This window comes from Butyricimonas synergistica DSM 23225, from assembly GCF_000379665.1.
Classification (GTDB): domain Bacteria; phylum Bacteroidota; class Bacteroidia; order Bacteroidales; family Marinifilaceae; genus Butyricimonas; species Butyricimonas synergistica.
In genome coordinates this window covers 614661-628995 of sequence record NZ_KB903359.1, presented here as the reverse complement: position 1 = coordinate 628995, position 14335 = coordinate 614661, and the positions used below count along the sequence as shown (strand labels likewise).

The window sequence follows — 14335 nt, the reverse complement described above, 5'->3', positions numbered from 1 at the left end:
GATTCTATTTATTAAAACGGTCTGGCATACAAGACAAATATCGTCGGACGCTTATTTATGTCCGGCTTCTCGTGTTTCCAATCCTTTACCTGCATTGTTTTTATATATTCGTTTTCTGTCGTGATGTCACAAGCCACCGTGAGGCGCGTTACGGGAGAGAGGGAGGACACGATGTCCTCGAGTAACTGCAAATTACGATACGGCGTTTCGATGAATATTTGGGTACGATTCTCTGCCGCTGATTGTTTCTCGTAGTTTTTCAATGCCTTCACGCGTTCCGAACGGTTGACAGGGAGGTAACCGTTAAAAGAAAAATTCTGACCGTTACACCCCGAAGCGATGAGCGCGAGCAGGATGGACGAGGGACCGACAAGCGGTACCACTTGATAGTTGTGGCGGTGTGCCAACGCTACCAGTTCTGCCCCCGGATCGGCAATGCCAGGACAGCCGGCCTCCGAGATTATACCCATGTCATTATCTTTTAAATAAGGTATATACGTCTCTATATCCTTGATGTCCGAGTGTTCGTTCAAATCCAGGAAAGTAAGTTCGTCAATATTGATCGCTTTATCTATTTTCTTCAGGTACCGCCGGGTATTCTTGATATTTTCCGTGGCAAAAATCCGGATACGTTTGATCACGTCGATCACGTCGCAGGGGATTACCCGCTCGACGGTTGTTTCTCCTAATAAATTAGGAAGCAAATATAATTTTCCCATAAATAAATTGTTTGCGGCAAATATACGGGATTATTCCGAATCTTATTAATTTTGCGGTAAATAGTTGTGAACGGATGAAAGTTACGATATTAGGAAGTGGAACTTCGCAAGGAGTACCGGTGATTGCTTGTGATTGCGAGGTTTGTCGCTCTACGGATGAACACGATAAACGGTTGCGAAGTTCCGCGATGATTGATATAGGAGATAAGAAGTTGATTATAGATGCCGGACCCGATTTCCGCACCCAGATGTTGCGGGCAGGAGTGAAGGACGTGAGAGCGTTGTTGTTGACACACGAGCACAAAGATCATATCGGAGGCTTGGACGATATACGAGCGTTTAACTGGGTGAAACAGGGAGAGGTTGAGGTGTACTGTAATTATTTAACCATGAGGGCAGTACAAAAGGATTACGACTACGCTTTTATGAAATTCAGGTATCCCGGGGTACCGGAAATGAATATTCACGTGGTGGAAGAGGAACCTTTCCGGATTGATGACGTTGAGGTTATTCCCGTCACGGTGATGCACCATAAACTACCGATCACGGCATTCCGTATCGCAAATTTCGCTTACGTTACCGATGCCAATTTTATCCCAGAAGAAAGTATGAAAAAACTGGAGGGAGTGGAGTATCTCGTGATCAATGCTTTGCGCAAAGAACCCCATCTATCCCATTTTACGCTAGGACAGGCATTGGAGGTCGTGAAGCGGTTGAACGTGAAGCAAGCGTATATCACACATATCGGTCATCAAATGGGGTTACACGGGGAGGTTTCCGACGAATTGCCCGACAACGTGAAGTTGGCATACGATATGTTAGCTTTCGAATTTTGATTATTGCTAAAAAAAATTTCCTTTAATCCATCGTTTTTATTACATTTGTGGGATTTTGGTAGGATAGGGGTGATATTGATGTCAACATTCTATCAAACAATGCGTTAAAAGAGTAATTTAATATTATAAATGGAAAACGTCGGAGAAAAAATTATTAAGATCAACATCGAGGAGGAGATGAAATCTTCGTACATTGACTATTCAATGTCGGTGATCGTGTCGCGTGCATTGCCTGATGTTAGGGACGGTTTGAAACCGGTACAGAGAAGAGTATTGTTTGGAATGAGCGAATTGGGTGTAACGTCCGGCAAGCCATTCAAAAAGTCAGCAAGAATCGTGGGAGAGGTGCTCGGAAAGTATCATCCTCACGGGGATAGCTCGGTGTACATGGCAATGGTACGTATGGCTCAAAGTTGGTCTTTGCGTTATCCGCTGGTGGACGGGCAAGGAAACTTCGGGTCTGTCGACGGGGATAGCCCTGCCGCCATGCGTTACACGGAGGCTCGTTTAATGAAAATCTCGGAAGATATTCTGGCTGATTTGGACAAGGATACGGTAAACATGATCCCGAACTTTGACGAATCGTTGAAAGAACCGAGCGTCTTGCCGACCAGAATACCTTTATTATTAATAAATGGTGCTTCGGGTATTGCCGTGGGTATGGCTACGAATATGGCTCCCCACAACGTGGCAGATACAATTGATGCTATTTGTGCTTATATCGACAATAATGATATTGAGATCGATGATTTAATCCGGATCATTAAAGCTCCGGACTTCCCCACGGGAGGTAGTATCTACGGGTATAGCGGTGTGCGGGAAGCTTATCACACGGGAAGAGGTCGTGTCGTGATTCGTTCCAAAACATCCATCGAAACAACACCTCACGGGCGAGAGAAAATTATCGTGCATGAAATTCCTTACATGGTGAATAAAGCCGAATTGATTTCCCGTATAGCCGACTTAGTGAACGATAAGAAAATAGACGGTATCTCGAATATCAACGACGAATCTGACCGCAGCGGTATGCGTATTGTGATCGATCTGAAAAAAGACGCAATCGCCAACGTGGTTTTGAATACCTTATTAAAACACACGGCTCTTCAAACTTCTTTCGGGGTAAACAATATCGCTTTGGTAGGAGGCAGACCCCGGTTGTTGAACTTGAAAGACCTTATCCGCCTGTTCGTGGAACATCGCCACGAGGTGATTACCCGCCGTACTCAATTCGAGTTGAAACAAGCGGAAGACCGTGCTCATATTTTGGAAGGTTTGATTATAGCCAGTGACCATATTGATGAAGTAATCCGTATTATTCGCTCGTCTAAAACTCCGGACGAGGCAAGAGCTACTTTGATGGAAACCTTCTCGTTGAGCGATATTCAGGCTCGTGCTATTGTAGAGATGAGATTACGTCAATTAACAGGCCTGGAACAAGATAAATTGAGAGCGGAATACGATGATATTATCAAGGTTATCGAACACTTGAAAGAAATTTTGGCGAGTCTGGAATTGAGAATGCAAATTATTAAGGATGAACTTTTGCAAATAAAAGCACAGTACAATGACGAGCGCAGAACAGACATCGTGTACGCATCCGAAGAATTCAACCCGGAAGATTTCTACGCTGATGAAGAAGTCGTGATCACGATTTCGCACATGGGATATATCAAACGTACCCCGCTGTCCGAATACAAGGTGCAGAATCGCGGGGGAGTCGGTTCCAAAGGATCAGCAACCCGTGACGAGGACTTCCTGGAACACATGATTATGGCAACCATGCACAATACCATGTTGTTCTTCACGGAAAAAGGAAAATGTTTCTGGCTGAAAGTTTGGGAGATCCCGGAAGGTTCCAAGCAATCCAAAGGTCGGGCAATACAAAATCTGTTGAATATCGAGCCGGATGATAAAGTGAAGGCTTATATCAACACGTTGGATTTGAAAGAAAACGACTATATTAATAGCAACTATATCGTGTTGTGTTCAAAGAAAGGGATTGTCAAAAAGACGACACTTGAGGCTTACTCTCGTCCAAGAGCGAACGGAGTAAACGCAATAACGATCAAAGAGGGAGACCAATTATTGGATGCCAAGATGACAAACGGCGAGAATGACATCATGATTGCCGTGAAATCCGGTAAGGCTATCCGCTTCCCGGAAGAAAAAGTACGTCCCATGGGTAGAACGGCATCCGGTGTTAGAGGAATCACCCTAGATAGCGAGGAAGATGAAGTGATTGGCATGATTTGTGTTGAACCAGATAAAGCAGACGTGCTGGTCGTTTCTGAAAATGGATATGGAAAACGCTCTAGTATTGAAGATTACCGTATCACGAACCGTGGCGGTAAGGGTGTGAAGACCATTAACATGACGGAAAAGACCGGAAAATTAATTGCGTTGCTGGATGTCACGGATGAAGATAACTTAATGATTATCAATCGTTCCGGCTTAACGATCCGGCTTGACGTGAGCACGTTGCGAGTTATGGGACGTAACACGCAAGGAGTAAGATTGATTAATTTACGTAATGACGACGCTATCGCTGCCGTTGCCAAAGTTTCAGCGTCAAAAGAGGAAGATGTACCAGCAGAAGGGCAGGAAAATACGGATGCGGAAGAAACCGGAGAAAGTAGTGAAGAATAATTATTTATAAATGATATCTAATTGGAACACAAATTTTAAACGTATGAGAAAACTAACTTTTATCATTGCCCTTCTGCTTTGCGCGAATGTGTCTTTCGCGCAAATGGGAAAAGTGACATCTGCTGTTAGCTTTTACACGCAGGGAAAGCTAGATAAAGCAAAAGAGCTAATCGATGAAGCTATCGGACACGAGAAATGCGTGAACAACCCGAAAGCCCACTTCGTGAGAGGACAAATCTACCAAGGTATTTTCGAGAGTCAGGATGAAAATTACAAGAAATTGTCTGCAGATCCGCTTCCGATTGTTTGGGAATCTTATCAAAAAGTAATACAGTTGGATGAGAAGAAAAAGTTTGAAAAAGATTTAAAGGCTCAGTTTGCTAATTTGGTTATTGACTTCACGAATCAGGGTATCGTGTGCTACAATTGTGGTACAGCTGCTGAAGATGCGAAAAATGCTGAAGCTGCCAAAGCTGATTTCCAAGCAGCCCTAGACAATTTCAAGAGAACTTTGGATATAAACGCTTCTCCTTACGGAACGCAAAAAGTAGACACTGCCGTTATTTACAATGCCGGTGTAGCTGCCCATAAAGCCGGACAGGTAGATGAAGCTATGGAATTCTACAAAAAATCATTGGAATTAGGTTATGAGGCAAACCGGATTTATGCCATGTTGGCTAGTATTTACCTGGGAAGAAGCCGCGACGCAAAAGAAAACGGGGATACGATTACTGCGAAAGCTATTCAGGAAGAAGCTGTTAAGTACTTGCAGGAAGGACATAAGTTGTTCCCGAATGACGAATATATGTTGATCGAGTTGATTAACTATTATTTGCAAGGAGATACCCCGGGAAAAGCTGAAGAATTTCTGGATGCTGCTATCAGATTGGAACCCAATAAACCGGATTATTATCGCGCAAAAGGTTCTTTATACGAAAAAATAAACGAACCCGAGAAAGCAGAACAGATGTATATCAAAACGTTGGAATTAGCCCCGAATGATTTCTTCGCTCAATACAACTTGGGAAATATTCATTTGAACCGCGTGATCGAAGATCATAAGATCGTTCAAGAAATCGTTGATGTTAAGGAATATAACGCAGAACTCGCTAAAATTATGGACAAATACGAGGCTGTAGTTCCTTATTTCGAAAGAGCCCTTGAATTGCAACCGAACGACAAGAACACGCTGACTACTTTAAAAGAATTGTATTATCGTTTGCAAGCAAGCAAAAAACAATATCAAAGCAAGTATGATCAGACGGTCGAGAAACTTAACAATCTGTAATAGATAGATATAAAAGAAGAGGGAAAAACTTCCCTTTTCTTTTTTGTATATATTATTTATCATAATCGCAATTATAAAACTTTTATATGATTACGTTTTTTTCCATTATGATTCTTCATTCTCCAAAGTTGTTGTTATATTTGTAAATCAAAATAAGGAATTCTAAACACCTAAGAAACAAGATTCATGCAAAACAAAGTGGTGATTATTACAGGAGCATCTTCCGGTATTGGTAAAGCGTTGGTTTATGAATTTGCTAAACGTGGCGCCAAAATTGTTATGGGCGCTAGAAACATGGAAGAACTGAAAAAAATTGAGGATGATTTAAAATCACAAGGAACAGAGATTATTTCCGTGCAGACGGATGTTTCGAATGAACTGGATTGCAAAAATCTTGTGGAAAAAGCTCACGAACGCTTTGGAAAAATAGATACACTCGTGAATAACGCCGGAATCTCCATGCGGGCTCTGTTTGAGGATTTGGATTTGGAGGTCATACGACGTCTGATGGATGTTAATTTTTGGGGAACGGTGTACTGTACAAAGTATGCTTTACCCTATTTATTGCAAACAAAAGGTAGTCTGGTTGGCATTATTTCAGTCGCGGGATTCCTCGGGTTACCCGGAAGAACCGGGTATTCTGCCAGTAAATTTGCAGTCCGAGGATTCTTGAACACGCTACGTGTCGAGAATTTGAAAAAAGGTCTGCACGTGCTTGTTGCCGCACCCGGCTTCACGGCTTCTAATATTCGAAAAACTGCTTTAGTTGCTGATGGTAGCCAGCAAGGCGATAGTCCGCGGGCCGAAAACAATATGATGAGTGCGGAACGATGCGCGGAAATCATTGTAAATGGCGTTGTTAAACGGAAGCGAGAGATTGTAATGACTTTGGTTGAAGGGAAAATATCCGTGTTCTTGAGCAAATGGTTTCCCAGTTTACTGGATAAGTTGGCTTACAGTCATATGGCGAAAGAACCGAATTCTCCGTTCAAATAACAAGTAATTAGTTGCATGAGGTCTGTTGTTATTGTATTTTTTATTCTTACTTTGTCCCAGAATTTTCTTTTCGCTCAAGAAAAGAAACACTCTCGGGTGATGTCGGTACATCCTTCGTACGTGTTGCCGGTAAAACATACTCGTGCAGATTCTATTTCTCATACCGTTCCTCAAATAAAATACGTCTACCAATACTTGAAAAATACACATATAAATAATCCTGCCACTCGTTACGCTCTAGATAACTTGAAAAGGGATCGGTACAAGTATTACGAACTGAGTCGGGCAATCAGAATTTTGAGAGATTATGCTGAAAACGAGCATATTAAATATATGCTGAATTACGTGAGAACGTATTTTGAAACAGTTAAAGCCAAAGAAGAGGCTATTGCAATGATTCAAGAGCGTATATCGAGGGATAGTCTTGATTTTTACCGGGCTAACCCGGAATTGGATTCTTTACATTTGTTGGATTCTACCCGGTATGATATATTTTTGAATCAGGATCTGGAAGCCCTGCTCGCTTTTATGGAGCAGGACGAGAATTATCAATGGATGAAAGAAAGAAGCCGTGATTCTGTTTTGATCACGATTTTGGGTGCTTCCGATCGTTCAAAAAATATATGGCTGAACACGGGACGTGCTGAATACCATCGTATGATGACGGAGAATTTCGTCGGGGACTCTATCGGTGGCTGGATAAAAGTGATGCCACGGGGTAAACAGATTAAATTTCTACTGGATAATGATGTCTACCAGACACGAAGATTCGCTTTCCGGCAAGAACAACCGGAAGAATGTTTGCTGGTAGCTTCCGATTCTGCTTATTTCGTTTTGGCTGAAATGAAAATCGGTACAATAGAAAGACGGCATTGGACTTATTATTCCGATGTTTCATTATCGTTCGGACAAGGTTTTATCAGTAGCAACTGGGCTAGCGGTGGTGAAAATTCGCTTTCTATTCTTTCCGATTTGAAATATTTTGCCACTTACAAGAAGAGAAGTACAACGTGGGAAAATTCATTCCGCTATCGGTTGGGGGCTTTAAAGAGCGGAAGTGAAGATTTAAGTAAAAATGAGGATAAACTGGAAATACAATCCAAACTCGGTGTTAAGGCGTTCCGGCACTGGAATTACGCTACCCAGTTTGATATGAATACCGTATTGTTCAATTCATACAACGCCTCGGACAGAGAAACCGTGATTGCAAACTTTTTGTCACCCGGTAATTTTACTTTATCTTTGGGTTTGGATTATAAACCGAAGGATAATATCTCGTTATATCTCTCCCCTATTGCCGGGCAGTGGGTATATGTACGGGATACAAACTCGGTGGATGTCACCCGGTACGGTATTGAAGCCGGAAAAAGATATAAAAGTGATGCCGGAGCCAAGATTGAGTTGAAGAATAAGCACACGCTTTTTAAATTTCTCAACGTGGATAATCACTTGATGCTGTTTTCAAGTTATTACGAGCAACCGGAGAAACTCACGGTTGATTGGCGGTTGACATTGAATTTTAGAATAAATTACTTTATGCAGACATCAATATACGCCAATGCTGTGTATAACCAGAACGATTCAAAAAAGATACAGTTTAAAGAAACATTGAATATAGGAGTACATTTTAGATTTTAAACATTATGATGAACTTTGATTCTTGTGAAATTAATAATATCGTGATCCATGACATCGGTAATAAATACGAAGATGGTCAGTTACGCCTTTCCGAGTCGTGCTTCTTGCCGGATGATATGGATGTACACAGTTTATTGAAGAGTTATTTCCTCTCCCCTTTCAAAAAGGATGCGTATTACCGTTTTGCACCCGTGGAGGAAGATTTGTATAACAATTTGGTGTATAGCACGGTAAACTCCATCTTCGAGGATGATGCCCGTTTCTATGAAGCCTCCGTGAATATAGCCCAACATTTGTTCGACCAATCCAATCACCCGAATATCAAGGCAGGAGAACTCTATATGGTACATTTTAAGAATTGTGTGCTGGAAGAAGGTCCTTGTGATGCTATTGGTATTTTCAAGTCGGAAACAAAAGATACTTTCTTGAAAATCATTCTTAACGAGAATAGTTACCAGCTTGAAAGCGAGAGAGGTCTTAATATCAAAAAGCTGGACAAGGCTTGTTTGATATTCAATATCGACGGGGAAAACGGTTATCGGGTAAGTATTCTTGATAAAACCAATTCTTCGGAGGCAATTTATTGGACTACTGCTTTCCTGGGATTGGAACAATGTGAGGATAATTATTTCCAAACTTCTAATTACCTGAAACTTTGTAAAGATTTCGTGCAAGAGGTCTATAATCAAGAAAACGATATACCCAAGGCAGACCAGATCGATATGCTGAATCGTTCTATCGATTATTTTAATAAGGCTGATGTGTTCAACGAGAGCTTGTTCAAAGAAGAAGTCGTCAGTGATCCCCAGATAATCAATGCTTTTGAAGATTTCAAAAACTATTACGAGGAAAAGAACGAGTTGGCTTTAAAAGACCAGTTTGATGTTTCCAACAGTGCCGTCAAAGACGAAAAAAAATATTTCAAGCACGTGCTGAAATTGGACAAGAATTTCCACGTGTATATTCATGGGCAAAAGAAATACATCGAGAAAGGTTATGATGCAGATCGGGATATGAATTATTATAAATTGTATTTCCGGGAAGAAAACTAATACTTTTACCTGATGAGCAAAATGGCAAAGAGAATTCTTGTATTTTTTGCGGTGATCGCCGTACTCGGGATCGCCTTGGGAGGTGTCGGTTATTATTATGTGTTTTCGCCTAACACGGTGGTGACGGATGATGGGATTCTTTATGTCCGGGATGGTAATTCCGTGGCTCAAGTGTTTGAAACCTTGCGAAGCCGGGGGTATATCAAACATCCTAACACTCTCAGTCGCGTGGCAAAGTTGAAAAAGTATTCTTCCCAAGTGAAGCCCGGGAAATACAAAATTCGAGATGGAATGAACAACAACGAGCTGATTAATATGCTTCGGGCGGGAAATCAAATTCCGGTTCATTTCACATTCAATAATATGCGGACGCTGGAAGAATTTGCCGATGAAGCCTTTGAAGATTTAGCCGTTTCCAAAGGCGAGTTGATGGGCTTGCTTACCGATCCGAACGTACTTGCTGAATTTGGTTTTAATTCCAATACTATTTTGGCGATGTTTATTCCCAATACTTATGATATTTATTGGAATATATCGGCTATGGATTTATTGAAGCGTATGAAGAAGGAGTACACTCGGTTCTGGAATGAAAAACGTATAGCAAAAGCCCAAGAAATGGGATTAAGTCCTGAAGAAGTAATCACTTTGGCATCTATTATTGAAGAAGAAACCATAAAAGCAGAAGAGTACCCTATCATTGCCGGGGTTTACATCAACAGACTGAACAAAGGAATCAAGTTGGATGCTTGTCCCACGTTGAAATTTGTGCTTGGTGATTTCACGATCTCCCGGATTTTGGATCGTTACCTGACAATAGATTCACCTTATAATACTTATATGTATGCGGGGCTTCCCCCGGGACCAATTCGGATGGCTTCCATAAAAGTTATTGACAGCGTACTGAATTACCAGAAACATGATTATTTATTCTTCTGCGCTAAAAGCGACTTTTCCGGATATCATAACTTTTCCCGTACCCTCCGACAACACAACGCTTATGCCCGTGAATATCATAAAGAACTAAATAAACGGAAAATATGGAAGTAAGAGAAGCTAAACTAAAACCGTGTGGCTGGAAACTAAAATGGGCGATTTCTTTGTAAATCCGAAGTAAAGTTGTAACTTTGCGGGCGATAAAATAATTTTTATTACTTTAATGTATTAATAAACAATCAGTTATGTTGAATCATTACGAAACCGTTTTCATCACAACTCCCGTTTTATCTGAAATACAGGTAAAGGAAGCGGTAGAAAAATTCAAAGCTGTTATTGCTGAAAATGGAGGCAATATCGAGCACGAGGAGGCTTGGGGACTACGCAAGCTGGCTTATCCAATCCAAAAGAAGACGACAGGTTTTTATCACTTGATCCAATTCGAAGGAGAAGGTTCTTTAGTTGACAAACTGGAAACTTCTTACAGACGAGACGAAAAAGTGATTCGTTTCTTGACGTTCAGATTAGACAAGTATGCTTACGAGTATGCACTGAAAAGAAGAGCAAAAAATCAAGTAAAACAAGAGGAGAAATAAGCCATGGCACAGAACGAAAGTGAAATTAGATATTTGACCCCCCCAACGGTTGAAATCAAAAAGAAAAAGTACTGTCGATTCAAAAAAGCAAAAATCAAATTTATCGACTACAAGGATCCGGAATTTTTAAAGAAATTCTTGAACGAACAAGGTAAAATTCTTCCCAGAAGAATTACCGGAACTTCTGTAAAGTACCAAAAGAAAGTAGCAACCGCCGTGAAGAGAGCAAGACATCTTGCTTTGTTGCCCTACTTAACCGACTTGATGAAATAATTTTAAGGAAGGAGGACACAAATGGAGATAATTTTATTGACAGATATAGCAAACTTGGGACACAAAGATGACATCGTTGATGTTAAACAAGGTTACGGTCGTAACTATCTTATCCCTCAAGGTTATGCTATTTTAGCAACCCCTTCAGCTAGAAAAGTTGTTGCAGAGAACTTAAGACAAAGAGCTCACAAAGAAGCAAAATTGAAAGCTGAAGCAGAAGAATTAGCAGCACAATTAGCAGAAGTAAAACTTACCATCGGCGCTAAAACTAGCTCTACCGGTAAGATTTTTGGTTCTGTTAACAGCATCATGATTTCTGAAAGTCTGAAAGAAAAAGGTTTCGATATCGACCGCAAGAAAATCATGCTGAAAGACGTAAAAGAAGTAGGAACTTACACCGCTCTCATCAAACTTCACAGAGAAGTTAAAGTTGATGTTGAGTTCGAAGTAATTTCTGAATAATTAAAACAAGTCATTAACAAGACTTAAACGCATTTCCAAACATATTCCAAACGCTAAAAGCACCCTCTCAAGGGTGCTTTTTTTATGAGAAAAGTCGTATCTTTGTAAATATTTTGGAAGGACAGATATGAGCAAGCAGAGAATTGAGTTGAAAGGAATACGGGTTCACAACCTGAAGAATATTGATCTGGATATAAAATTGAATCAACTGGTGGTGATTACCGGAGTTTCCGGAAGTGGTAAGTCTTCATTAGCTTTTGATACTTTATATGCCGAGGGACAACGTCGTTACGTGGAGAGCCTTTCTTCGTACGCACGTCAATTCCTTGGAAGATTGAATAAACCGGAATGCGATTATATCAAGGGCATCCCTCCTGCCGTGGCTATCGAGCAGAAGGTGAACACCTCAAATCCTCGGTCAACGGTAGGTACCTCCACTGAATTGTACGATTATATAAAACTTTTGTACGCGAGAGCCGGCAGAACGTACTCTCCGGTTTCCGGTGAAGAAGTGAAACGTCATAGTGTAGATGATATTAGCAAATACGTTCTAGATCAAGATACAGATCAAGTTGCTGTTATCATGACAAAATCCAAGGACATGACAAACGAGGGACTTCCTCTTTTGATTAGCCAAGGATTCGCAAGATTGAAATATGGCGATGAATTTATCCGAATCTCCGATTTGATCGACAAACAAGAAGTGCTTGATCCTGTGAAGGAGATTTTTCTAGTGATCGACCGAATCCGAGTCAATCATGAAAAAGATACGATTTCCAGAATCAAAGATTCAATTGAAACGGCTCTATACGAGGGCGATGGAACTTGTTACGTGGAAATCGATGGTAAAATAAAGTCCTTCTCAAATAAATTTGAAGCAGACGGAATCACGTTTCAAATACCAACAATCAACACGTTCAGTTTTAACTCTCCTATCGGGGCTTGCCCGAAATGCGAGGGATACGGTAAGATTTTGGGAATAGACGAAGACCTCGTGGTGCCGAATAAATCCTTGAGTGTTTATGATGATGCCGTCATGTGTTGGCGGGGAGAAAAAATGAGTGAATGGAAACACTATTTCGTGCAAAACGCACACAAGGTAGATTTTCCCGTGCATACCCCCTATTATGAGTTGACTGAAAAGGAAAAAAATATTCTCTGGAACAGTGAAAGCGGAATCTACGCTTTCTTCGAGTATCTAGAATCCAAGAAGTTCAAGATACAGAACCGGGTGATGATTGCACGTTATACCGGGAAGACGAAGTGCCCGGTATGTCATGGAACTCGTTTGAAAAAAGAGGCTACTTACGTGAAAATAAGTGGTAAAGCGATTACCGAACTCGTGGATATGCCGATCACGGAACTGAAAACGTTTTTCGATACGCTGAATTTATCCGAACACGATCGAACGATTGCCGCTCGTATACTTCCGGATATTCATAATCGAATCAATTTCTTGCTGGATGTCGGTCTTGGTTATTTAACTCTCAACCGTTTATCTTCTTCTCTCTCTGGGGGAGAATCACAACGTATTAATTTGGCAACTTCCTTGGGATCAGCCTTGGTCGGCTCCTTGTATATTTTGGATGAACCGAGTATAGGACTACACTCCCGAGACACGGATCGGTTGATTGACGTGTTGCATCGTCTTCGAGATTTGGGCAACACTGTTGTTGTCGTGGAGCATGACGAAGATATTATTAAATCAGCCGATGAGATTATCGACGTGGGACCGTTAGCCGGACGCCTGGGAGGTGAAATCGTTTTTCAGGGTTCACTAAAAGAACTTACTAAAGCGGATACATTGACTGCCGATTATATTTATGGTAAAAAAAGCATTCCGGTTCCCGCGATCAGGAAAAAATCAAGCCGCAAAATCGAACTTTCCGGGGCAACGGAAAATAACTTGAAAAATATAAATGTCACGATTCCTCTAGGAATCATGACGGCGGTGACCGGTGTAAGTGGTTCGGGGAAAAGTACATTAATCAAAACGATTCTTGTGCCTGCCTTGAAAAAATACTACGGGGATTATTCCGATCGTACCGGAAGTTTTAATAAATTGTCCGGTGATGTCGACTTAATACATGGAGTCGAGTATATAGACCAGAATCCGATCGGGAAATCTTCCCGTTCCAATCCTGTCACTTACTTGAAAGCGTGGGATGATATTCGAAAAATATACGCGGACGAGAAATTGGCTAAATTAAACGGTTTCAAACCGGCTCATTTCTCTTTCAATGTTCCGGGCGGGCGTTGCGAAGAATGCCAAGGAGAAGGAATAATCAAGGTCGAAATGCAATTCATGGCAGACGTCTACCTGGAATGCGAGCATTGCAAAGGAAAACGGTTTAAGGACGAAGTGCTGGAAATCAAGTATAAAGACAAAAATATATATGATATTCTGGAGATGACGGTAAATCAAGCCGTTGAATTTTTTTCCTCCGGGACAAGCCATAGCGAGCGTAGTATCGTGTCAAAATTGCAGAAATTGGTTGATGTCGGACTCGGGTATATCAAATTGGGGCAGTCTTCCAGCACGTTGAGTGGCGGAGAGAGCCAGCGGGTGAAATTAGCGTATCACCTAAGCCAAGAAAATGCAGATCCCACGTTGTTCGTGTTTGACGAACCCACGACTGGATTGCATTTCCACGATATTCACAAGTTGATGGATTCCTTAAACGCATTAATCGACCGAGGACACACGGTATTAATCATCGAACACAACATGGACGTGATCAAATGTGCCGATAATATCATAGACTTGGGTCCCGAGGGAGGAAGCGAAGGGGGCTACCTGGTGTTTGAGGGAACTCCGGAAGAGTTGGTAAAATGTAAAAATTCATACACGGGTAAATATCTTGCAGAGAAGTTGCAAACTAAATGATATAAATAG

At 41.3% G+C, this 14335-nt stretch carries 12 protein-coding genes; 11 read left to right on the top strand and 1 reads right to left on the bottom strand.

Features of this window, described 5'->3' with window-relative positions; genetic code table 11:
• Positions 1-11: 11 nt before the first annotated feature.
• Positions 12-719, bottom strand: a complete 708-nt coding sequence (locus tag A3CY_RS0102745) for an SAM-dependent methyltransferase (protein WP_018336366.1) — start codon at positions 717-719, stop codon at positions 12-14.
• A 74-nt stretch (positions 720-793) separates the two neighbouring features.
• Between A3CY_RS0102745 and A3CY_RS0102740 the strand changes: the two genes are divergently transcribed.
• The 11 genes from A3CY_RS0102740 to uvrA all read left to right on the top strand — a co-directional run bounded on the left by A3CY_RS0102740 (position 794) and on the right by uvrA (position 14326).
• On the top strand, positions 794-1555 hold the full coding sequence (locus tag A3CY_RS0102740; protein WP_026207229.1) for an MBL fold metallo-hydrolase: 762 nt from the start codon (positions 794-796) through the stop codon (positions 1553-1555).
• 129 nt (positions 1556-1684) lie between these two features.
• Entirely contained in the window at positions 1685-4201 is a 2517-nt protein-coding gene (gyrA, locus tag A3CY_RS0102735) for a DNA gyrase subunit A (RefSeq protein WP_018336364.1), read from the top strand.
• Positions 4202-4244: 43 nt separating this feature from the next.
• Entirely contained in the window at positions 4245-5489 is a 1245-nt protein-coding gene (locus A3CY_RS0102730; protein ID WP_155828161.1) for a tetratricopeptide repeat protein, read from the top strand.
• A 186-nt stretch (positions 5490-5675) separates the two neighbouring features.
• Entirely contained in the window at positions 5676-6485 is an 810-nt protein-coding gene (locus tag A3CY_RS0102725) for an SDR family oxidoreductase (RefSeq protein WP_018336362.1), read from the top strand.
• Between the two features lie 15 nt (positions 6486-6500).
• On the top strand, positions 6501-8123 hold the full coding sequence (locus A3CY_RS0102720; protein WP_155828160.1) for a DUF3078 domain-containing protein: 1623 nt from the start codon (positions 6501-6503) through the stop codon (positions 8121-8123).
• Positions 8124-8128: 5 nt separating this feature from the next.
• The gene (locus tag A3CY_RS0102715; RefSeq protein ID WP_018336360.1) at positions 8129-9175 is read left to right on the top strand and encodes a nucleoid-associated protein; all 1047 of its coding nucleotides are present in this window, start codon (positions 8129-8131) and stop codon (positions 9173-9175) included.
• A gap of 21 nt (positions 9176-9196) precedes the next feature.
• Positions 9197-10222, top strand: coding sequence for an endolytic transglycosylase MltG (mltG, locus tag A3CY_RS0102710; protein ID WP_155828159.1), 1026 nt, complete (start codon positions 9197-9199; stop codon positions 10220-10222).
• Between the two features lie 134 nt (positions 10223-10356).
• On the top strand, positions 10357-10704 hold the full coding sequence (gene rpsF / locus A3CY_RS0102705; RefSeq protein ID WP_026207228.1) for a 30S ribosomal protein S6: 348 nt from the start codon (positions 10357-10359) through the stop codon (positions 10702-10704).
• A gap of 3 nt (positions 10705-10707) precedes the next feature.
• A complete protein-coding gene (gene rpsR / locus A3CY_RS0102700) occupies positions 10708-10977 on the top strand; it encodes a 30S ribosomal protein S18 (RefSeq protein WP_018336357.1) in 270 nt (89 codons plus the stop codon).
• Between the two features lie 21 nt (positions 10978-10998).
• Complete coding sequence (rplI, locus tag A3CY_RS0102695) at positions 10999-11439, top strand: 50S ribosomal protein L9 (RefSeq protein ID WP_018336356.1); 441 nt, start codon at positions 10999-11001, stop codon at positions 11437-11439.
• Between the two features lie 127 nt (positions 11440-11566).
• Positions 11567-14326, top strand: a complete 2760-nt coding sequence (uvrA, locus tag A3CY_RS0102690; protein ID WP_018336355.1) for an excinuclease ABC subunit UvrA — start codon at positions 11567-11569, stop codon at positions 14324-14326.
• Positions 14327-14335 lie beyond the last annotated feature (9 nt).

Bases quoted from the DNA above. Each gene is read 5' to 3' on its own strand.
- A3CY_RS0102745 (WP_018336366.1), bottom strand. From the start codon at position 719: ATGGGAAAATTATATTTGCTTCCTAATTTATTAGGAGAAACAACCGTC.
- A3CY_RS0102740 (WP_026207229.1), top strand. From the start codon at position 794: ATGAAAGTTACGATATTAGGAAGTGGAACTTCGCAAGGAGTACCGGTG.
- gyrA (WP_018336364.1), top strand. From the start codon at position 1,685: ATGGAAAACGTCGGAGAAAAAATTATTAAGATCAACATCGAGGAGGAG.
- A3CY_RS0102730 (WP_155828161.1), top strand. From the start codon at position 4,245: ATGAGAAAACTAACTTTTATCATTGCCCTTCTGCTTTGCGCGAATGTG.
- A3CY_RS0102725 (WP_018336362.1), top strand. From the start codon at position 5,676: ATGCAAAACAAAGTGGTGATTATTACAGGAGCATCTTCCGGTATTGGT.
- A3CY_RS0102720 (WP_155828160.1), top strand. From the start codon at position 6,501: ATGAGGTCTGTTGTTATTGTATTTTTTATTCTTACTTTGTCCCAGAAT.
- A3CY_RS0102715 (WP_018336360.1), top strand. From the start codon at position 8,129: ATGATGAACTTTGATTCTTGTGAAATTAATAATATCGTGATCCATGAC.
- mltG (WP_155828159.1), top strand. From the start codon at position 9,197: ATGGCAAAGAGAATTCTTGTATTTTTTGCGGTGATCGCCGTACTCGGG.
- rpsR (WP_018336357.1), top strand. From the start codon at position 10,708: ATGGCACAGAACGAAAGTGAAATTAGATATTTGACCCCCCCAACGGTT.
- rplI (WP_018336356.1), top strand. From the start codon at position 10,999: ATGGAGATAATTTTATTGACAGATATAGCAAACTTGGGACACAAAGAT.
- uvrA (WP_018336355.1), top strand. From the start codon at position 11,567: ATGAGCAAGCAGAGAATTGAGTTGAAAGGAATACGGGTTCACAACCTG.